The 18,526-nt window shown below is 48.2% G+C and carries 25 protein-coding genes and 6 tRNA genes; 28 read left to right on the top strand and 3 right to left on the bottom strand.

The features are described 5' to 3' along the window. Positions 1–37: 37 nt before the first annotated feature. The 13 genes from DW965_RS01595 (at position 38) to DW965_RS01535 (ending at position 6,742) form a co-directional block, all read left to right on the top strand. Positions 38–355: a rhodanese-like domain-containing protein gene (locus DW965_RS01595; RefSeq protein WP_243001874.1), complete on the top strand. Its 318-nt coding sequence runs from the start codon at positions 38–40 to the stop codon at positions 353–355. Between the two features lie 106 nt (positions 356–461). Continuing rightward, positions 462–1,004 (top strand): phosphodiesterase, encoded by a 543-nt coding sequence (gene yfcE, locus DW965_RS01590; protein ID WP_022462632.1) that lies wholly within the window; start codon positions 462–464, stop codon positions 1,002–1,004. Positions 1,005–1,020: 16 nt separating this feature from the next. Next, entirely contained in the window at positions 1,021–2,178 is a 1,158-nt protein-coding gene (locus DW965_RS01585) for a THUMP domain-containing class I SAM-dependent RNA methyltransferase (RefSeq protein WP_022462631.1), read from the top strand. Between the two features lie 161 nt (positions 2,179–2,339). Further along, positions 2,340–2,699 carry a hypothetical protein gene (locus DW965_RS01580; RefSeq protein WP_119188565.1) on the top strand — a complete coding sequence of 120 codons (360 nt, stop codon included), beginning with the start codon at positions 2,340–2,342 and terminating at the stop codon, positions 2,697–2,699. A gap of 208 nt (positions 2,700–2,907) precedes the next feature. Further along, on the top strand, positions 2,908–4,638 hold the full coding sequence (locus DW965_RS01575; RefSeq protein ID WP_117760505.1) for a carbon starvation CstA family protein: 1,731 nt from the start codon (positions 2,908–2,910) through the stop codon (positions 4,636–4,638). Between the two features lie 128 nt (positions 4,639–4,766). Continuing rightward, positions 4,767–5,369: an XTP/dITP diphosphatase gene (locus DW965_RS01570; protein ID WP_117760504.1), complete on the top strand. Its 603-nt coding sequence runs from the start codon at positions 4,767–4,769 to the stop codon at positions 5,367–5,369. 14 nt (positions 5,370–5,383) lie between these two features. Next, on the top strand, positions 5,384–5,869 hold the full coding sequence (locus tag DW965_RS01565; protein WP_022462627.1) for a metallophosphoesterase family protein: 486 nt from the start codon (positions 5,384–5,386) through the stop codon (positions 5,867–5,869). A 320-nt stretch (positions 5,870–6,189) separates the two neighbouring features. Continuing rightward, a tRNA-Pro gene (locus tag DW965_RS01560) sits at positions 6,190–6,263 on the top strand. 6 nt (positions 6,264–6,269) lie between these two features. Then, positions 6,270–6,340, top strand: a tRNA-Gly gene (locus DW965_RS01555). A gap of 26 nt (positions 6,341–6,366) precedes the next feature. After that, positions 6,367–6,440, top strand: a tRNA-Arg gene (locus DW965_RS01550). Between the two features lie 46 nt (positions 6,441–6,486). Further along, positions 6,487–6,560 (top strand) — tRNA-His (locus tag DW965_RS01545). Positions 6,561–6,579: 19 nt separating this feature from the next. Beyond that, positions 6,580–6,651, top strand: a tRNA-Gln gene (locus DW965_RS01540). Positions 6,652–6,669: 18 nt separating this feature from the next. Continuing rightward, positions 6,670–6,742: transfer RNA gene (locus tag DW965_RS01535), tRNA-Lys, on the top strand. A 134-nt stretch (positions 6,743–6,876) separates the two neighbouring features. Here DW965_RS01535 and DW965_RS01530 read toward each other — a convergent pair. After that, on the bottom strand, positions 6,877–7,983 hold the full coding sequence (locus DW965_RS01530; RefSeq protein ID WP_119197954.1) for a tyrosine-type recombinase/integrase: 1,107 nt from the start codon (positions 7,981–7,983) through the stop codon (positions 6,877–6,879). A gap of 176 nt (positions 7,984–8,159) precedes the next feature. Continuing rightward, a complete protein-coding gene (locus DW965_RS01525; RefSeq protein WP_117804556.1) occupies positions 8,160–8,957 on the bottom strand; it encodes a DUF4236 domain-containing protein in 798 nt (265 codons plus the stop codon). Positions 8,958–9,012: 55 nt separating this feature from the next. On the opposite strand from DW965_RS01525, the gene DW965_RS01520 reads away from it, so the two are divergent. Then, positions 9,013–9,207 (top strand): helix-turn-helix domain-containing protein, encoded by a 195-nt coding sequence (locus tag DW965_RS01520; RefSeq protein ID WP_117804555.1) that lies wholly within the window; start codon positions 9,013–9,015, stop codon positions 9,205–9,207. 247 nt (positions 9,208–9,454) lie between these two features. On the opposite strand, the gene DW965_RS01515 is transcribed toward DW965_RS01520, so the two are convergent. After that, positions 9,455–9,826 (bottom strand): helix-turn-helix domain-containing protein, encoded by a 372-nt coding sequence (locus DW965_RS01515; RefSeq protein ID WP_117804554.1) that lies wholly within the window; start codon positions 9,824–9,826, stop codon positions 9,455–9,457. A 158-nt stretch (positions 9,827–9,984) separates the two neighbouring features. Between DW965_RS01515 and DW965_RS19020 the strand changes: the two genes are divergently transcribed. The 14 genes from DW965_RS19020 to DW965_RS01450 all read left to right on the top strand — a co-directional run bounded on the left by DW965_RS19020 (position 9,985) and on the right by DW965_RS01450 (position 18,485). After that, positions 9,985–10,137, top strand: a complete 153-nt coding sequence (locus DW965_RS19020; protein ID WP_158565846.1) for a hypothetical protein — start codon at positions 9,985–9,987, stop codon at positions 10,135–10,137. Between the two features lie 19 nt (positions 10,138–10,156). Next, a complete protein-coding gene (locus DW965_RS01510) occupies positions 10,157–10,450 on the top strand; it encodes a hypothetical protein (RefSeq protein WP_117804553.1) in 294 nt (97 codons plus the stop codon). After that, a complete protein-coding gene (locus DW965_RS01505) occupies positions 10,447–10,725 on the top strand; it encodes a hypothetical protein (protein ID WP_119197953.1) in 279 nt (92 codons plus the stop codon). The genes DW965_RS01510 and DW965_RS01505 overlap by 4 nt, the downstream gene beginning before the upstream one ends. Next, positions 10,707–10,889 carry a hypothetical protein gene (locus DW965_RS01500; protein ID WP_117804551.1) on the top strand — a complete coding sequence of 61 codons (183 nt, stop codon included), beginning with the start codon at positions 10,707–10,709 and terminating at the stop codon, positions 10,887–10,889. The genes DW965_RS01505 and DW965_RS01500 overlap by 19 nt, the downstream gene beginning before the upstream one ends. 277 nt (positions 10,890–11,166) lie before the next feature. Then, positions 11,167–11,862, top strand: coding sequence for a rolling circle replication-associated protein (locus tag DW965_RS01495; protein WP_199681612.1), 696 nt, complete (start codon positions 11,167–11,169; stop codon positions 11,860–11,862). After that, the gene (locus DW965_RS01490; protein WP_119197952.1) at positions 11,804–12,214 is read left to right on the top strand and encodes an RNase H family protein; all 411 of its coding nucleotides are present in this window, start codon (positions 11,804–11,806) and stop codon (positions 12,212–12,214) included. The genes DW965_RS01495 and DW965_RS01490 overlap by 59 nt, the downstream gene beginning before the upstream one ends. 1 nt (position 12,215) lies before the next feature. After that, on the top strand, positions 12,216–12,701 hold the full coding sequence (locus DW965_RS01485; protein WP_117804549.1) for a hypothetical protein: 486 nt from the start codon (positions 12,216–12,218) through the stop codon (positions 12,699–12,701). A 9-nt stretch (positions 12,702–12,710) separates the two neighbouring features. Next, positions 12,711–14,846 carry a PcfJ domain-containing protein gene (locus DW965_RS01480; RefSeq protein WP_119197951.1) on the top strand — a complete coding sequence of 712 codons (2,136 nt, stop codon included), beginning with the start codon at positions 12,711–12,713 and terminating at the stop codon, positions 14,844–14,846. 9 nt (positions 14,847–14,855) lie between these two features. Then, positions 14,856–16,118, top strand: coding sequence for a hypothetical protein (locus DW965_RS01475; RefSeq protein ID WP_119197950.1), 1,263 nt, complete (start codon positions 14,856–14,858; stop codon positions 16,116–16,118). Continuing rightward, complete coding sequence (locus DW965_RS01470) at positions 16,108–16,362, top strand: LexA family protein (RefSeq protein ID WP_119197949.1); 255 nt, start codon at positions 16,108–16,110, stop codon at positions 16,360–16,362. The genes DW965_RS01475 and DW965_RS01470 overlap by 11 nt, the downstream gene beginning before the upstream one ends. Next, positions 16,359–16,784, top strand: coding sequence for a single-stranded DNA-binding protein (locus DW965_RS01465; protein ID WP_119197948.1), 426 nt, complete (start codon positions 16,359–16,361; stop codon positions 16,782–16,784). The genes DW965_RS01470 and DW965_RS01465 overlap by 4 nt, the downstream gene beginning before the upstream one ends. 380 nt (positions 16,785–17,164) lie before the next feature. After that, positions 17,165–17,572 carry a hypothetical protein gene (locus tag DW965_RS18940; RefSeq protein ID WP_147398763.1) on the top strand — a complete coding sequence of 136 codons (408 nt, stop codon included), beginning with the start codon at positions 17,165–17,167 and terminating at the stop codon, positions 17,570–17,572. A gap of 158 nt (positions 17,573–17,730) precedes the next feature. After that, positions 17,731–18,039, top strand: coding sequence for a hypothetical protein (locus DW965_RS01455; RefSeq protein WP_147398762.1), 309 nt, complete (start codon positions 17,731–17,733; stop codon positions 18,037–18,039). Between the two features lie 2 nt (positions 18,040–18,041). After that, the gene (locus tag DW965_RS01450; RefSeq protein ID WP_158582775.1) at positions 18,042–18,485 is read left to right on the top strand and encodes a DUF1492 domain-containing protein; all 444 of its coding nucleotides are present in this window, start codon (positions 18,042–18,044) and stop codon (positions 18,483–18,485) included. Positions 18,486–18,526 lie beyond the last annotated feature (41 nt).

Below are 18,526 nucleotides of genomic sequence, written 5' to 3'. Positions count from 1 at the left end.
AGGAGAGAAAGTCAGATCCGGAGAGGGGGACCAGGATATGGCAGGCATGACACTGCTGGCGGCAGACCAGCTGGACTGGTACGTGGGAAAACCGTGGGCGATGATCATCGATGTGCGGAGCCGGCGGGAATACGAAAAAGGGCATGTGAAAGGAGCGGTGAATCTTCCCTATGACCATCTGCTCGAACGGGTCTGTCTGCCGCGGGACAAAATTCTTGTGATCTGCTGTGAGCGGGGTGCCGCGAGCATGGCGGAGGGAAAGCGGCTGGCGGAGAACGGATACGAGGTCAAAACGGTCATCGGCGGAATGCATGCATACCGCGGACGATATCTGGTGGCGGGAGAAGAGCTGTAATGGGGCGGCAATCCAACATTTCTTCTTGTCAAGCGGGAAAAGATACGGTAAGATGAAACAGAAAACAATACAAAACCAAACCACAAAACGAAAGAGAGATCACGATATGAAATACATGTTTGCATCTGATATTCACGGTTCTGCCTATTACTGCAGAAAAATGCTGGAAGCCTTCGAGGCAGAGGGCGCAAGCCGCCTGTTTCTGTTAGGCGACCTTCTCTATCACGGCCCGAGAAACGATCTTCCAAAAGAATACGCACCGAAACAGGTCATCGCCATGCTGAATGAGAAAAAACAGTACCTCACCAACGTGCGCGGAAACTGCGACGCAGAAGTAGATCAGATGGTACTGGAGTTCCCGGTGCTGGCAGATTACGGCATCCTGATCGAGGGAGGCCATACCTTCTATATGAGCCATGGCCACATCTACAATGAGCAGAATCTGCCGCCGCTGATGGATGGAGATATCTTCCTGTACGGCCATACCCACGTCCTGCGTGCCGAGAAAAAAGGCGCACACACCTTCCTGAACCCGGGTTCTGTATCTCTGCCGAAAGAGGGCAATATCCCGACCTATGCAATCCTCGAGGACGGCGTATTTACGATCAAAGGCTTTGACGGCACCGTCGTAAAACAGCTCACATTATAAGAGGGGACGGGAGAGTATGGAATTATATGAACTGATCGCCCCGTGCCACTTCGGCCTGGAGGCGGTGATGAAACGTGAAATCCTCGACCTCGGCTACGAAATCGAGCGCGTGGAGGATGGAAAAGTAACGTTTCTTGCAGATGCAGAGGGAATCGCCTACGCCAACCTGTTCCTTCGCACGACCGAGCGTATCCTGCTCAAAGTAGGACAGGTCCACGCCGAAACGTACGATGAACTCTTTGAAGCGACAAAAGCGCTCCCGTGGGAGAAATTTATCCCGAAAAACGGAAAGTTCTGGGTAACGAAGGCAAACTCCATCAAGAGTAAGCTCTTCAGCCCGTCCGATATCCAGTCGATTATGAAAAAAGCGATTGTCGAGCGATTGAAACAGGTCTACCACATGGAGTGGTTCCCGGAGGACGGTGCACAGTACCCGATCCGTGTTTCGATTTTAAAAGACGAGGTTACGATCGGACTCGATACCTCCGGCGTTTCCCTTCATAAGAGAGGCTACCGCAAGCTGACCGCGAAAGCGCCGATCACCGAGACCCTTGCCGCAGCACTTATCATGCTGACTCCGTGGAAGGGTGACCGGATTCTTGTCGATCCGTTCTGCGGAAGCGGTACGTTCCCGATCGAGGCGGCCATGATGGCGGCCGATATTGCACCGGGTCTCAACCGTTCTTTCCTTGCGGAGCAGTGGACGCACCTCGTGCCGAAAAAATGCTGGATGGATGCGGCGGAGGATGCACGCTACCGGATCCGGAACGATATTGAGACAGATATTCAGGGCTTTGATATCGACGGAGATGTCATCAAGAGTGCCAGAGAGAACGCAAAGCTGGCCGGTGTGGATCACCTGATCCATTTCCAGCAGCGTCCGGTTGCCGAGCTGTCGCACCCGAAAAAATACGGTTTTCTGATTACCAACCCGCCGTACGGTGAGCGCCTGGAGGACAAAAAAGATCTTCCGGCCCTGTATCAGACATTAGGAGAGCGGTACCGCGCTCTCGATTCCTGGTCGATGTATCTGATCACGAGCTACGAGGATGCCGAGCGGTATCTCGGCAAAAAGGCGGATAAAAACCGTAAAATTTACAATGGAATGCTGAAAACCTACTTTTACCAGTACGCGGGACCGAAGCCGCCGCGCCGGGAAAAAGAACAGAAATAATACAAATGGAGGAGCAATGCCGAATGATTTTTGGCGTTGCTCCTTTTTGATAACAAAAATTAAAAGAAAAATTTTAGAAAGGTTTAATATTTCCTTGAAATCACTGCACTACTGTGCTAAACTGTCCTTATGCGAAATTTTTTCATCAAGCGGAGGAAACCATGAACGGACAGGAGATCAGAGACAGGCTGCTGCATTCCTACGAGAGGAGCTACGATATCGTAAAGCCGTCCGAAGTAAACGGCCATACATACGATGCCTGTGCAAGCTACCACGAGAGCGGCGCAAAATACGTGCTCTCAAAGAAAGCAGAGCTGTGGAGGATCAGCTGTCATGAGCATGCGTATTTTAAAGCGGTGGAAGAACTGAACGACCAGGACGTCGAAACATTTCTGACGGACCTGACAGAATGGATAGAGCCAAAGGTGGTTCGCGAGGGGAAGGAAGTACCGGATACCGACCACATGTACACGCTGGTCACCGGTATTTTTTTGCGGACAAACCGGTTGCGGACAGCGTAAAGAAGAAAATCCGAAAATATAAGTATTATAAAAATTACCGGTTTTCTTTGAGAGGCTACTGTCAGGTGCGGCTGCTCGTCTTTGATACGGCAGAACAGAAAGTGTTTGGAAACCGGGCGGCTTGGGAATTGGTAAAGGGATATGCTAAGATGTTCCGGTCTTAGTTATCTATAAATTTATTCTATCAAAAAGAGGGAGGAAAAAACAAATGAATAGTATTCTTGTACTGGTTGTCGGAATCGGCATTCTGATCGCCGGATACGTATTCTACGGAAAATGGCTTGCCGAGCAGTGGGGCGTTGATCCGAAACGGAAAACCCCTGCATTCACCGAGGAGGACGGTGTGGACTACGTTCCTGCCAAAGCTCCTGTCTTAATGGGACATCACTTCTCATCCATCGCAGGCGCAGGCCCGATCAACGGACCGATTCAGGCCGCTGTCTTTGGATGGGTTCCGGTTCTTTTATGGGTACTCATCGGCGGTATCTTCTTTGGAGGCGTTCATGATTACGGCGCACTGTTTGCATCCCTGCGCCACAAAGGACAGTCCATCGGCGAGGTTATCGCAGACACCATGGGAAGTAAAGCGAAAAAACTCTTTATCGTCTTCGCTTACCTGACCCTGATTCTTGTTGTTGCAGCCTTCGGTTCCATCGTTGCCAATACCTTCAAGGCAGCCTATACCGAGAGCGGCGCTGTCGATGTGGCAGCAAGTTCTGCAAATGCAACAACCGCTATGATTTCCATTCTGTTCATCGTACTCGCCGTTGTGTTCGGTTTCATGGTATACAGAAGAAATGTATCTCTTGGCGTTTCCACCATCGCAGGCGTTGCAGCCATTGTTGTCTGCGTTGTTGTTGGATTAAACTTCCATCCGATCTATCTCTCCGAGACAGTATGGATGGTAATCGTTGGTATCTATATCACCGTAGCTTCTGTTGCACCGGTCTGGATTCTGCTTCAGCCGCGTGACTACTTAAGCTCCTTCCTTCTGTACTTCATGATGATCGTAGCCGCTGTCGGTGTCATCGGAAGTGCTCTGATGGGCCATGCATCCCTGGATATCCCGGCATTCACCGGATTCAAAGATACGCTGGCTCCGACCGGAAGTTCTCTTGGATTTATGTTCCCGGCCCTGTTCGTAACCATCGCCTGCGGAGCAATTTCCGGATTCCATTCACTCGTTGGTTCAGGAACTACATCGAAACAGCTTGACAATGAGAAAAATGCCCGCCCGATCGCATACGGCGGTATGCTGATTGAGTGTGCACTTGCAATCGTATCTCTGTGTGCAGTCGGCTACATCTGGTCCAGATACGCAGACGGAACCACCGTTGTTCCGACCGCTGTATTTGCAACCGGTATCTCCGAGATGGTAGCAACCATTCCGGGACTTGGCGGATCGACCCATGTACTGTACTCTCTGCTGGTTCTGACTGTATCGGTATTCTGCCTGACTTCTCTGGATACCGCAACCCGTCTGGCAAGATACATGTTCCAGGAGTTCTGGCTTGAGCCGGGACAGACTTACAAAGAGGCAACCGGCTACAAAGCCGTTCTGACCAATCCGGTTGTATCAACCGTTATCACCGTAGTACTCGGCATCGGCCTTGGCCTGACCGGTTATTCCAAAATCTGGCCGCTGTTCGGTGCATCCAACCAGCTGCTGGCAGCCATCGGACTTCTTGCTGTTGCCACCTGGCTTGGAAAAGTCGGCAAAAACAACAAAATGTTCCTGTTCCCGATGGTATTCATGCTGATCGTAACCATCACATCCCTTGTACAGACGCTGCTCGCAAACTTCAAGGGCCTTGGCGCAGGCGTTGGCATCGGCTGGTGCGTAGCACGTATCGTGCTGGCAGGCCTGCTTGTCATCCTGGCGCTGATCCTGGCTGTCGATGGATTCAAGACTCTGGCAAATCAGAAAAAAGCAAAATAATGTGTGATTACAAAAAAGGCTCCCGGATAAAAACGGGGGTCTTTTTTTGTGACAGGGTTCTTGTGTTTGCGTCACACATACGGTATAATGATCGCAAGTTATTTCAGCGTGAAAGAAGGAAAACGGTTATGAAAAAAATTGTATTTGCAACAGGAAACGCCGGCAAAATGAAAGAAATCCGTGAAATCCTTGCGGATCTGCCGGTGGAAATTTATTCGATGAAAGAAGCCGGCATTTCGGTCGAGATCGATGAGAACGGCAAAACCTTTGAGGAGAATGCAAAAATCAAAGCACAGACCGTTGCCGGATGCACAGACGGCGACATGATCGTGCTGGCGGATGACTCCGGTCTGGAAGTGGATGCCTTAAACGGCGAGCCTGGTGTCTATTCGGCAAGATATATGGGAGAGGATACGTCCTACCGCATCAAAAATCAGAGCCTCGTTGACCGCCTGGAGGGCGTGCCGGTGGAAAAAAGAACGGCACGATTCGTCTGTGTGATTGCAGCCGCCTTCCCGGATGGAACAGTCTGTACCACCAAAGGAACGATCGAGGGAAAAATCGGTTACGAGGAACGCGGGGAGAACGGTTTTGGCTATGACCCGATTTTCTATCTGCCGGATATGAGCCGCACGACCGCAGAACTTTCTCCGGAAGAGAAAAACGCAGTCAGCCACAGAGGAAAAGCACTGGCGGCGATGAAAGAACAGATTGCATCATATTTGAAATAAGAAGAGGGAAGAGAATGAGTATGAAATTTCTGATAGTGAGCGATACCCATGGACGGATGTATAACCTTGAGGAGGCCATGGAACGTGAGGAGTTCGACGGCATGATCCACTGCGGTGACGTGGAAGGGATGGATGACCTGATCAAATCCAAGGTAAACGGCCCGTGCTATATGGTCATGGGAAATAATGACTGGTTTTCAAACCTCCCGGCGGAGATTCAGGTGAACATTGATGATTACCGTGCCTTTATCACACACGGTCATAACTACGGCGTATCGCTCGGCCTGGAGGGAATCTATGCGGAGGCGCTTTCCAGGGGTGTGGATATCGTACTGTTCGGCCATACGCACCGGCCGGTCGCAGAAAAGCGTGGAAATCTCTGGATTGTCAATCCGGGCAGCCTCACGTATCCGCGTCAGATGGGAAGAAAACCAAGCTATGCCATGCTGACGATCAATGAAGAGCATGAGCTTTCGGTGGAAATCAAGTATTTGGATTAAAAAACGGGTCGAAAAAGGGCGGAAAACAGCCCAAAATCGAATGAATTATCGCAACTAACATGACTATTCCAAAGAAAACAGGGTAGTACCGGAGCAGGTTCTGACTAATCCTTAAAAAGTTTGTCAAAAAAATACAATTTAGGTGTTGACAGATGAGAAAAGATATGATAAGATCTCTTTGTTGTCCGGTGAGAGCAAAACAACACAAAAAACATTTTGAAAAAAATGAAAAAAAGTGTTGACAAACCGAAAACAATGTAATATAATAAATCTTGCGTCGAGCGCGAAAGGGTTAAACGCAAATCGGGAAACCTTGTTTACGGGGTGTGGCTCAGCTTGGCTAGAGCGCTGGTTTGGGACCAGGAGGTCGCAGGTTCGAATCCTGTCACCCCGATGTCGTGCGGGTGTAGTTCAATGGTAGAACACCAGCCTTCCAAGCTGGATACGTGGGTTCGATTCCCATCACCCGCTTGCTGCTACAATTTTGTAGAAGCTGTGTGCTTGTAGCTCAGTTGGATAGAGCAACGGCCTTCTAAGCCGTGGGTCGGGGGTTCGAATCCCTCCAAGCACGCTTCACTAAAATTAAATAGTGAAAAAGACTGTAAGTCGTAATTATGGTGGGTATAGCGCAGTTGGTTAGCGCGCCAGATTGTGGCTCTGGAGGCCAAGGGTTCGAATCCCTTTATCCACCCTGCCAGCAAGGCGAAACATTGGCTATCGCCAAGCGGTAAGGCACAGCACTTTGACTGCTGCATTCGCTGGTTCGAATCCAGCTAGCCCAGTTGGATGCAAAAGTATACGGAGCATTAGCTCAGTCGGTAGAGCACTTGACTTTTAATCAAGTTGTCCGGGGTTCGAATCCCCGATGCTTCATCAAATGGAAACGGCTGAAAACCTTGATTTTACTGGGTTTTCAGCCGTTTTTCTGTTACAAAAATGAAATTGTAAAAAATGGTCGTACGACAAAGTAGAACAAAGTAATACAAAGTAAATGTGTCACTTCCGTGTCACATATACAGCGCTGCTTCTACGGCCCCTGCGGTGTCCTCGCGCTCCAACATAATGTGATTATACACGCGCAGCACCATGGCCTCGCTGTCGCCCAGGAGCGCCGCAATATTCTTGATCGACACGCGCGGGATCTGGTAGCACATCGCCGTACAGTAATTGTGCCGGAAAATGTGCGCTGTGAGCCCGGATATGGGCTGTTCTGCGACTTCATTCATGGCCTTGATAATTCTATCCCACTTGCGGCGATAAGAGGATTTAGACACCAATTTGCCGCCGCGCATGGAAAAGAGCTGGGTTCCTCTCATGCAGAAACGAACGTAGGACTCAAGAGAAGAGAAGAGCTGCGGAGGGATCGGAACCTGCCGGTATCCGTTATGAGACTTTGGGCACTTGATACTCGGATGACCGGCATCGTCAAATTCGATTGATTTATTGACGTTGATTGTTTTCTCCACAAAATCAATATCGAATCGAGTGAGAGCAAGAACTTCTCCACAACGTAATCCGGTGGCATACAAGATATCCACAAAAATCCGATCAGATGGGGATAACTCAGCATCTTTCATTGCTTTCTTCTCGTTTTCGGTCAGCGGACGCTTCTCATCCGCCTTGTAGTCGACCGGTTTCATGATGTCCTTCAGATCCTCGTAGAGATTCGCGGCGTAAAGGCGATCATGCACTGCGGTCCGCATAATTTGCGAAAAGCAGAGGAGCAGCTGCTGCTGAGTGCGCTTCTTGCCGGCGGCATCGTTGAGGAGCATCTGGTAGTGGATCGGGAGGACGTCACAGAGCCGCACACCCGCCATCTGGCTCATGTGTTTCTCAATGATGTTGAGATACATTCGTTTTGTATTGTTGGCCGCTTCGGCCTTATAGACGGTAAGCCACTTGTGAGCGTAATCCAGAAACAGGATGTGTTTATCGCGGACTGCCTCCATATTTTTGATTTTGTTGTTGTACTGAGCAACCTTTTCTTCCAGATCTTTGCTGCTCTTCTTTGATCGGATCGTGATATAGTGTTTCTGGGTCCCCTGATAGGTGCCGTCCCATACGCGGGCCTGGAAATATCCGTTTTTTTGACGTGTATATTTTGCTTTTGCCATGTTCTATACCTCCATTTTCTGAAAAAGGGTGCAAAAATAACAGGCATCGGGAAACGAATGTTCGTTTTGACACCTGTTCCAGAAAATGGTAATATACAGATGGTACCTGTGTCCATTATCTGGATGCAACCCCGCCTTGGTGTTGGCGCACCGGGGCGGATTTTTTTATTTACTTTTTAATGGCATTTCTTGCAAGGCGTGTATCCTTGCGCCTGCGCATCGGATAACGAGATCTGATGCGGATTTGACATATTGCTGCAGCTTGATTTGGAATGATATTTCTTTCCGGAATCAGAAACCCATACCATAGTTTCCTGCTGATCGGACGATGCCGGAGCCTGTGTAGCGGCGGGAGCAGCGGTTGGCTGTGTATCGGAAAGATAATCACTTGCCACGTAAGCCTCTGTCCCATTGTAGTCGATCTTAGACCAACCGTTTTCAGAACTGATAACGGTAACAGAGTCGCCAGCCGAGAACGTGCCGAGCTTTTCGGCATCCGCGCTTGCAGCGGCTCGAATGTTGAGCGATGACTGGGAGTACATTACTTTCGTTTCCACGGGCGCTTCTGTGGGAGTCGGCGTTGAGGTCTCAGACACAGCAGAAACGGTGGAAGATGAAGCTGCGGAAGAGGATGAAGCCGCGGCTTCGGCTGCTTTCTTCCGCCCGCTACTGAACCCGCTTGAGAAGACACCGACGATCAGGAAAAACAGAATGAAGCCGAGCAGGATAGTGCCACATCCGACGGTTCCACTTTGCGCTTTTTTAGAGGATTTCCTTTTACGAGATCCTCCACCGGAAGTTTTAACGTAGCTCAGTCCGGTACCAGGCGCGCTTACAGTGGTTGTCTTTCGACCGCTGCTACTCACAGAATGATGAACACCTTTCCCGCCAACAGAAACACCAACGCTCTTATTGGAGACGTTCAGTTTGACGCCTGGAGCAATTTTCTTACTCTTTTTGAATCGCATACCCATAACGATTCCCCCTTTCTGGAAGTATAATTTCCCGAATATCGGGAACTATAATGTCATGAAAATATTAATTCAAGACATCATATACAAAAGAAATTTGACGCTCCGCCAGGCGGCCTTACTGACTGGAATCCCAAAATCTACGCTGGAAGATATCTGCAGCGGAAGAATGCCGAGAATCGACACGATGGAATCCATAGCCAAAGGCCTGAAAGTGCGGATTACAGACTTATTCGACAGTCCGTACAAATAAGTGTCCGGGAACCCGGACAAATGTCAAAAAATACTAATTTTCGCCCGAAGATCTCGTATTATTAGCAAAGGGACGTTCGAAAAAAGATATTGAAATCGAACGAACGTTCGTATATAATAAGGATAGAGATCGGAGGGCGTACATATGGACTACAAAAAAATTATAATTGAGATGCTCGATCATGCAAATCAAAAACAATTGAGAATGATTTACATTCATATTCGAGCACTCTTGGGGCTGAGATAACTCAGCCCTTTTTTATTTGGATGGAATCAAGGAAATTTTCTAAAACGCTCCATCCGTTTTCATCCAGTGCAGCCAAACCAGAAATCAGGCGGCGTTTGAAAGAATCTTCTTCATTAGAAAGCAAATCTCCGATAAATTCTTCAATTTGTTCGTCCTTAGATAATTCGGCAAACATTTCGCCATCTCCTGTGCGGAGCCATTCAGGATTAAGATTGAATGTCGCACAAATCAAATCTAAAAAAGGTTCATCGGGATTGGTCCGACCGAGTTCAATATTTTCAATTTTCCCTCTGCTTTTTAAACCTAATTTATTGGCGAATTCCTCTCGGGATAATCCGAGAGCTTTTCTTAACTCCTTTATGCGTTCGTTCAATGTTTTCTCACCTCCGTTTCTAAAAATATTATAACACCTGCAAAATACGTTGTCAACGTAAATTAAAAGAAAAAATGCGAAAAATACGTTGACAATGCGTTGATAATGCGTTATAATACGTTCACAAAGCAAAATAAGACAGAAAAGGAGTGGCGAATATGTCAGAAAGAGAAAAAGAAATTCTTGAAAAGCTTACAGAAAAACTTCCGCACATGTCCGAAAGAGAGCGCGGCTATTTGGAAGGCACGATCAACACCGCGGCGGCGATGAGCGAGAGACAGAAAGAAAAATCGCAGAAGCTGGAAAAATAAGAAGAAAGGGGAAATCTGAATGGAAAAGATAACCACAGATGAAGCAGCAAAGATGCTGGAGCACCTGACAGGAAAGAGATACGTAATCAGTGCCAGCAAGAAGAAAGAGCCTATGCGCGTCGAGTATCCGGCGCGCTACATGAGAAAAGCGGAGCTGCTGAGAATGGAGAATCCGCTGATCGGAAGAGAAGTCCTGAACCGGGCGATCATGTACGCACCGGAGGGCGTAGCACGGAAAGTTGATCCGCGGAAGAAAAACAGTCCGGTCATTTTTGACACAGAAAAATTTGAAGAATGGAGGCAGAAACATTGAAAGTACAGAACGTAATTGCTGTTATGGCAGGAGTAGCAGGAACATGGACTTATTTTGCAGGAGTGGAGCAGTGGAAGCCGTCCCAGATGGCCGCCGGTCTCGGAATCGCCGCCGCCGGCTGGGCAGTCAAGCGGATATGGGAGACGATCGCAAAGCGTAAAGCAGAAGAAGAGGAGCGGATCGCACGCCATAAGGACGAGGTGTTTTCGATTTGGATGAACTGCGGAGCAAGTATGTTGTTTAGAGGTGATAAAAAATGGCAAAAGAAAGATTGACAGTAAAAAATCCAGATGGAACGTACCGGATCTGGATGGATCACGCCGGAACATTCCGGCTGGAAAGCCAGATGAATTCTGTATTTGCTTACGGAGACTTGGTAGACAAGCTGGGAAGATATGAAGATCTTGAAGAAAAGACAAAAAAGCGTCCTACATGCTGAGAAACATGTAGGACAGGGATTTAGAAGTGTTTTTTCGATATCTATCTTATCACGATCGGCATCGAAAGTCAAAGAAAATATTGAAAAAATAAGGGGAGAAAGTCCCCTGTTAAACCTTGATAAAGAGATTAAAGTTAGGACATAAGAGATGGCGATCAAGAAGAAAATATATAGGCTTCGAGGGGGAACCGTTCTGGATATCGATGAATTCCATGACGGGAGATATGGAGGGCCTGGGGGTAAGAGAGAAAAGAAAAGAGAAGTGACTCCGGAGCAAATGAAGGAAGCGAATCACCGGACGAAGGTGAAAAACTGTCAGCGAAGGATGTTGCAATACTTCCGGGCGGGAGACTGCTTTGCGACATTGACATATGCCGTGCAAAACAGACCGGCAACGATGGAGCAGGCGGTGGATGACTTCGGAAAAGCGTGGAGAAAGGTGAGAAGCGAGTATAAAAAACGTGGAAAAGAGCTTTTCTGGATACGAAATGTGGAGCGCGGGACAAAAGGCGCGTGGCATATTCACATTCTGATCAATGAGGTGGGAGACACGGCCACAATCCTGCAGAAAGCATGGAAGAAGGGAGGCGTGTACATAGAGACGGTAAAACAGAATAAATGGTACGATGTGTCTTTTGGAAAATTGGCTGAATACATGACAAAAGACGGAGATACGCAGGAAGAGAAAGAGGATGGAACGCTTGCAAAACCGAAATTGAAAGAAGCATCGTACAACCACTCAAGGAATATGCCGTTGCCGGATCCGGAGAAAAAGTATCTGAAAAGGTGGAAAGAAAAAGTAAAACCGCCGAAAGGGTATTACATAGCGGACTACTACGAGGGAATCAATCCGAAAACGGGCTACAAATACCGCCGATACACGCTGATCAGTCTGGAAAGGAGGAAAGAGGACGATGGAGACCGGCATCTACATAGAGCTAAGCGCAAACGATCCGCGAGAAAGAAGCCGTAGTTGGGGCTATGTACTGGAAGCTCCTGGAGGAAAGACCAAACACGATACAGGAGAGTGTACCAGTACAATGCACGGAGCCACCCTGCAGACATTGATCAAGGCGCTTGGCCGGTATCACAAGCCGAGTCAAATCACGATCCACGCCGCGGACGAATGGGTTCTGAACATGCTGGAGAATCAACTCCCGGCATGGGAGCAGAACGGTTTCCGGAATGCGCGTGGGGAACCGATCAAGTATCAGCAGGAGTGGGAGCAGCTGGCAGAAAAAGTAAAAGACCACAAGATCACGATCGCGCCGGGACGGCATGAATACAGCGCCTGGCTGCAGGATGAAATGAAAAGAGGAAGATGAGATGTTTGAACGATTTGGAGAGCTGGAATCAGCAAAAGAAATTAACGAGTTGGCAGTAAATCTGTTCAACGAGGGAGACGTGGAGAGTCTGCGCGTCATGGCGACAGAAAACGGAATTCCGGAGATTTTCGTGGATTTGTTCTGCGAGGGAGAAATTCCGGAACTGTGCGATCCAATGACGGCCGCACTGGGCAAAATTGAGGTTGAGTCTGCAGAGCTGCAACCGAAAGAGATCATGGAGGACTGGGTGGAGTATATAAAAAGCCAGTGTATGGAAAACGAGCTGATGGCCTACAGCGTCAGAAAAAAAGGAAAATCGCTGAAAGGCTGTATTGCCGCGCTGCTGAAATGGTCATTCGGGAACCAGATTCCCATCGAAAAGGAGATTCTGAAAGCCGCCGGCGTGACAGCGGGAAGAGTGACGCTGGGGATTCCGGGGATGGGAACTGCGAAGCGGATCATCCGGGAATATTATATGGGAAAGTAGGCGGAGCAGATGAGAAAAAAAGAAATTGAGAGAATCCCGTATCTCGGATTGAAGAAAATCAGCAGGAAAAAAGATGTGAAGTACATCGGAGTGACAGCGGTTAAGATCGTTGGAAACAAAAAGCACTTGTTTTTGGAGGTGTACAAAAACAAGAAAGAATCCAAAATGGTACCTGTGGTGCGAATCATCCTTACAGAAAAGGAGTTTTGGAATTATTTTCCCAAAACAGAGCAGTGGACACGGCAGAAAGTGGAGAAAGATGGTGGATACGGGAATTATATATGGGGAGAAAAAGCTGTTACATGGGAGCAGATAGAAAAAGAAAATGTCCTCCAGAGCACGGAGGATCTGGAAAGAATAAAGAAATTCTGCAAGATAAAAATACCTGTATACTACGAGGCGCGCTGGTGGCAGTACATCTACAAGCACGAGGATGATCTTGCGACCGCTGCCAGAATTGACAGAGAACATCGAAAATTCGTACGCCGACAGGAAGCACTGAAAGACAGGATGTCGCATACCGCAAAACTTCCGGAAAAAAGAATTTTAGAATATGCGGACAGAATTTATTTCCACAACAAACACCATCTGTATTACAAGAAATGCGGGAGCTGGGCGAAAATCGCCTGCAGCAAATGCGGCGGCGTAACGGATGCGCGGTGGAGAGATGGCATATCCTACGAGAGCCAATTTCAGAAACATACCGAAGAACCGAGAGAAGGAAAAAGCGGAAAATGCCCGATGTGCGGCGCGGTTGGAACGTACAAGTGCCAGGGAAAAATAAAGGGTGAATACAGTAAGAAAATCCATCTGTTCCTGGGACAACGATACAAAGAAGATGGAGCAGTGCTGCGGTACGTGGAGATTGAGAAAGCATGGACACTGGGCTTCATCGAGGGGAACGATGGACCAGAGATGTACAATGCCGCAGAAGAACTTTCCGGCGTAGAGGTGGCAAGAGCCTACTTTGAGCCAGGGAAAAAGGTGCAGATTGACTATCATAAACACGACTTGTACCGGAATGAAGACTTTTGGGACGACTGCAATCTATATGGACTTGCCAACATTGACATCAAAGCGGCGACGATCATGCCGGAGACTTACGAAGAGTTGAAAAATACTATATTTCGTTACAGTGGCTTAAAAGAATATGACGAACAGGCGCAGGAAGTAAATCCGATCCGGTATCTGCAGAATTATCAGAAAACGCCGCAGATTGAAATACTGGCAAAATTGGGGCTGAGTGAGATTGTGAAAGGCATCAACGAAGGGCGCACCGGAATTATTGTGGATGCATCTGCGAAAAGGTTGGATGCGTTGCTGGGAATTCGAAGGGAACGTACAAAAAAGCTTATCGAAGAAAAGGGAGATGCGCGCCTTTTGAGAGTTCTGCAGATCGAAAAGAGCCTGGATCAGCATTGGACGGAGGAGCAGGTAAATCATCTGCGGGAAACGGGGTTGGACATTGCACACATCGCATTTGTGCTGAATTACATGACCATTCAAAAACTGCTGAATCGAATTGAAAAATATGCAGGATGTGCTTATGAAACAAATTGCGGGAGAGCCGTGGCGAACATCCGAAACACGGCTATCATATATATTGATTATCTGATGATGCGGGAAAGACGTGGATACGACCTGCATAATACCGTGTACCAGCAACCGCGGGATTTGAGCGCAGCTCATAGACAGATGGTTACCGAGACAAACCGGGAAGAGGTCAAAAAACGGTTGGAAGAAACAGAAGAAAGATATGAGAATATCAAGAAGCGGTACAGGAGCTTGCGAAAAGAATATTGTTACGAGGACGCAACGTATCTCATCCGGCCGGCTCGATCAGCAGAGGAAATCGTGATGGAAGGGCGCCTTCTTCATCACTGTGTGGGAGGAAATGGCTATTTGAGCAGACACAACGAAGGAAAAAGCTATATTCTGATGATGCGATTTCGAAAAGAACCGGAAACACCGTACATCACCGTAGAAATCAACCCAGAACAGAAGAAAATCGTGCAGTGGTACGGAGAAAGGGACACGAAGCCAGATGAGGAGAATATTCAAAGCTGGCTGGATAATTATCTGGAAAAGCTGAAAAGCGGAACTCTGCAGGAAGAAACCAGTGAAATGATGACAATGACAGCATAGGAGGTAGGTATGGAAGAATATACACAATTAACCCTAGATGACTGGCTTGCGATGAAAGAGAGCCTTAAGCGGGACTTGATCGGCGTGCAGGAGAGTTTTGTGCGGATCGGTTACACACTCCGGAAGATCGAGGAGCAGAAACTATATAAAAATGATGGCTATGAGACAGTGACAGAATTCGCTAAAGCAGAATACGGATTGAACGCATCGACGATCTCGAGATTCATGAGCATCAACCGAAAATTCAGCATCGACGGTTATTCGGACCGCCTGCGGCCGGAATATGCGCAGATGGGGAGCAGCAAGCTCTCCGAGATGCTTTCCCTGCCGGATGCAGACTTAGAAATGGTTCGGCCGGAGATGCCAAAGGCGGATATTCGGGAATTAAAACATTTCAACAAGGAGGAGCCGGTGCCGGAAGCCGCGGATTCGCTGGAAAAATTGGTGTGGAAGTTCTTCGAAGCCAATGCAGCGATCGCGAAGGAGCTGGAACAGAGCGAGGCCTATGCGGACGGCGAAGCGGAGAAAATGGTTGAGATCGTCAACCCGGCGGGAGTCAAAACGTTCCGCGCCGGGCTGTACTATATGGCGATGTACGAGAATGACATCCAGATTAAGCAGTTTGGGCAGCAGCCACAGAAAATGAGTTGGGCGGAGTTCTTCGCGATCACAAAGAAAATCTTCAAAAGCGCGGAATGGAGCCAGAGAGTGCAGGAAGAAGAACATCCCAAAACAGAGACACAGGAAAAAGCTGAGAAAAACCCAATTGCGCCGGCGCAAATTAAAAAGCCAGAAAGCCCTGTAAATACAGAAGCGGAGCCGGTTTTGGAGACACCGAAAAAGCCAGAAAAAGAGACGTCCCAAAATGCGGCGCAAAAGAAAAATGAGGCACCGCAATCAGAAGAACCGCGGAAACCAGAAGAAAAAGTGCAAAGTGAGACGGAAATTGCGGAAAACGGAGCGGAAAGCACGCAAAACGCAACGGAAATCACACAAAACGCAACGGAAACCGCACAAACCGAGACAGAGGAGCAGCTGCCGGGGCAAATGAATCTTCCAGAGGATTATCCGGGAACGGAGAGCATTGATGTACTGGGAAAGACGATGCAGCGAAAAGAGTATCTGGATACGCTGACCGCGTGGGGCGTGGCGGAATACCTGCATAAAAATCTGACAGCAGAGATCCTGGGAAACAGAGAGGGTCTCTATGAATGGCTGAAAGGCAAGGTCGATGAGCGGGGATATGGAATGGAGGACGTGAATGTATTGTAGAAGAGAGGGTACGGCGATCAAGGAAGAAATATACCGATATATCGCCAGATACATTTCAAAACATGTATATCCGCCGAGCTACAAAGAGATAGCGGACGAACTGAGCATATCTGCAAAAACGGTGAAAAAACACATGGATGAGCTCGTAGCCGATGGAATCCTTGAGACAGATGCGGAGCCGGGAGTGCAAAGAACGTTCCGGATCAAAAATACAAAGGTAATAAAGAAAGGGGAAAAGAAATGAATAAAGTGATGCTGATGGGAAGATTAACCAGAGATCCGGACGTCCGCTGGACACAGGGACCGGAGCAGAGTGCGGTGGCGCGCTATACGTTGGCAGTGGATCGCCGATTTCAGAAAGAGGGAGGAGCGACTGCGGACTTCATCGGATGCGTAGCGTTTGGCCGGCAGGCGGAATTTGCAGAGAAATATCTGCAGAAGGGAATCAAGATCGCCATCACCGGCCGGCTTCAGACAGGAAGCTACACAAACCGGGACGGGCAGAAGGTATACACGACAGACGTGGTTGTAGAGGAGCAGGAGTTCGTAGAGAGCAAGGGAGCGAGCGCGGCCAGACCGCCAAAGAGAAAGACAGAACCGGAGACGGATGACGATGGATTTATGAATATTCCAGAGGGTGTTGAAGATGAAATTCCGTTCCGCTAACAGAGAGGAGAGAAAAATGTTATTTCCGAAACCGCAGACGAAAAAGAAGAGAAAGAAGCACAGAGAGAGCCTGCTGCAGAACAAGGAGAGCCGGATTTGCTACCTCTGCGCCAGAGGGGGGGATTATAGCTGGAAACAGGTGTTAGAGGAACATCATATCTTTGGCGGCCCGAATCGGCACCTGTCAGAAGAATATGGCTTGAAAGTATACATCTGCCCGGAATGTCACCGGACATCCGCCAGAGCGGTGCATCAGGATCCGGCGGGAGAAGCCAACCGGTATCTGCAGACGAAAGGACAAAAAGCATTCGAAGAGCATTTCCCGGGATTAAGTTTCCGGGAGATCTCGGGAAAAATTACCGGTAAAGGGGCGAGAATGCATGAGCAGACCAAGAATACCGAAAGAAAAAGAGGAAAAGGTTGTAGAGATGCTGCTTGCGGGAGCAACACCGTATCGGATACAAAAAGAACTCGGAGTTGTCAAAAGTACAATCACACGGATCATGTGGGAGCATGGAATGCAAAGCAAACCGGCAAAAGGGGACGAGAAATACAATCAGGCAAAAAAAGAACTGAAATTCTCGAAAAATTTGCTGAATGACTGGGACTGGACAACGACGATGCTATTGAAATTGCTGAAAGGAGGAGAAAATGGAAACAATCATCGGAATTGTGATATTCTGCGCGGCGACGGTCGGAGCAGCAGCGTGGCTGCTGAACCGGCCGGAACATCCGAAGGACCCGCGGGAAGATCAGGAGCAGATGGAATATCTGATAGAGTGGAATAAAAGACACGGGAAGGGAACAAATGAAAAATAAAGAAAAATATCAGAAAGAAATTGTTGAAATCGCGTGCGAAGGAAGAAAATTCGCGGTCCACATCAATGGAAATCTGTACCCATGCGTTAAGATTGCTTGCACAAACTGCAAATTTTGCAGCAACTCGGTGTGCGAAGAAAATAGAAAAAATTGGGCAGAAACAGAAGCAGAACCGGAATTGACCGAACAAGAGAAAAAGACACTGCGGATGCTTGATCCAAAGTGGAAATATATTGCTCGTGACAAGCGCGGAAGGTTATGTATTTATAAATACAAACCAGAAAGAGAAGATACATACTGGGACGACGGAGAAGAGTGGGCGCATATAGAAAGCTTGTTTGCAGAATGCGATTTTGCCGCGATCAAATGGGAAGACAAAGAGCCTTGGGAAATCGCAAAACTGATCGCGGATCGACGATTGAAATGTGAGAAATGAGCATGAATGGAGAGGTGATGCCGATGGAGCAGACCAAAGGAGAAAACGAGAAGAAAAAGGAGTATTTGAAAAGGTACCACGCAGCGGTGCTGGCGGAGAAAGAAATCCAGGAGGAAATTGACCAGCTGCGAATGGATAAGATGTTTCCGGGCATGATCCAGGACGGAATGCCGCACGGGAGCAGCTGTGGAGATTTATCGGCGTACGCGGCGCAGCTCGATGAATTATTGGTAGAACTGAAAGATCAGATGGAGAAGAGGATCCGGATTCGACGGGAAATCACTAGAAAAATCGAGTCAATGCAAGATGAGACCGAAAAAACAGTTTTGAGACTGAGATACATACGCTGGTTGCGGTGGGAGCAGATTGCTGAGCGGATGGGATACGGATGGGCACAGGTACATAGAATCCATGGAAAGGCGTTGGCGAATTTCAAAATGAAATAGAATGATACACGGTATATATGATATAGTGTAAAAGAAGAGAA

The organism is Blautia sp. AM47-4, from assembly GCF_003479865.1.
In the GTDB taxonomy this organism is placed as follows: domain Bacteria; phylum Bacillota; class Clostridia; order Lachnospirales; family Lachnospiraceae; genus Fusicatenibacter; species Fusicatenibacter saccharivorans.
Note: the sequence above shows the minus strand (reverse complement) of the source record. Positions and strands in the feature narration are given on the sequence as shown.

Coding starts and splice junctions, on each gene's coding strand:
- DW965_RS01595 (WP_243001874.1), top strand. CDS start 38: ATGGCAGGCATGACACTGCTGGCGGCAGACCAGCTGGACTGGTACGTG.
- yfcE (WP_022462632.1), top strand. CDS start 462: ATGAAATACATGTTTGCATCTGATATTCACGGTTCTGCCTATTACTGC.
- DW965_RS01585 (WP_022462631.1), top strand. CDS start 1,021: ATGGAATTATATGAACTGATCGCCCCGTGCCACTTCGGCCTGGAGGCG.
- DW965_RS01580 (WP_119188565.1), top strand. CDS start 2,340: ATGAACGGACAGGAGATCAGAGACAGGCTGCTGCATTCCTACGAGAGG.
- DW965_RS01575 (WP_117760505.1), top strand. CDS start 2,908: ATGAATAGTATTCTTGTACTGGTTGTCGGAATCGGCATTCTGATCGCC.
- DW965_RS01570 (WP_117760504.1), top strand. CDS start 4,767: ATGAAAAAAATTGTATTTGCAACAGGAAACGCCGGCAAAATGAAAGAA.
- DW965_RS01565 (WP_022462627.1), top strand. CDS start 5,384: ATGAGTATGAAATTTCTGATAGTGAGCGATACCCATGGACGGATGTAT.
- DW965_RS01530 (WP_119197954.1), bottom strand. CDS start 7,983: ATGGCAAAAGCAAAATATACACGTCAAAAAAACGGATATTTCCAGGCC.
- DW965_RS01525 (WP_117804556.1), bottom strand. CDS start 8,957: ATGGGTATGCGATTCAAAAAGAGTAAGAAAATTGCTCCAGGCGTCAAA.
- DW965_RS01520 (WP_117804555.1), top strand. CDS start 9,013: ATGAAAATATTAATTCAAGACATCATATACAAAAGAAATTTGACGCTC.
- DW965_RS19020 (WP_158565846.1), top strand. CDS start 9,985: ATGTCAGAAAGAGAAAAAGAAATTCTTGAAAAGCTTACAGAAAAACTT.
- DW965_RS01510 (WP_117804553.1), top strand. CDS start 10,157: ATGGAAAAGATAACCACAGATGAAGCAGCAAAGATGCTGGAGCACCTG.
- DW965_RS01500 (WP_117804551.1), top strand. CDS start 10,707: ATGGCAAAAGAAAGATTGACAGTAAAAAATCCAGATGGAACGTACCGG.
- DW965_RS01495 (WP_199681612.1), top strand. CDS start 11,167: ATGAAGGAAGCGAATCACCGGACGAAGGTGAAAAACTGTCAGCGAAGG.
- DW965_RS01490 (WP_119197952.1), top strand. CDS start 11,804: ATGGAGACCGGCATCTACATAGAGCTAAGCGCAAACGATCCGCGAGAA.
- DW965_RS01485 (WP_117804549.1), top strand. CDS start 12,216: ATGTTTGAACGATTTGGAGAGCTGGAATCAGCAAAAGAAATTAACGAG.
- DW965_RS01480 (WP_119197951.1), top strand. CDS start 12,711: ATGAGAAAAAAAGAAATTGAGAGAATCCCGTATCTCGGATTGAAGAAA.
- DW965_RS01475 (WP_119197950.1), top strand. CDS start 14,856: ATGGAAGAATATACACAATTAACCCTAGATGACTGGCTTGCGATGAAA.
- DW965_RS01470 (WP_119197949.1), top strand. CDS start 16,108: ATGTATTGTAGAAGAGAGGGTACGGCGATCAAGGAAGAAATATACCGA.
- DW965_RS01465 (WP_119197948.1), top strand. CDS start 16,359: ATGAATAAAGTGATGCTGATGGGAAGATTAACCAGAGATCCGGACGTC.
- DW965_RS18940 (WP_147398763.1), top strand. CDS start 17,165: ATGAGCAGACCAAGAATACCGAAAGAAAAAGAGGAAAAGGTTGTAGAG.
- DW965_RS01450 (WP_158582775.1), top strand. CDS start 18,042: ATGAATGGAGAGGTGATGCCGATGGAGCAGACCAAAGGAGAAAACGAG.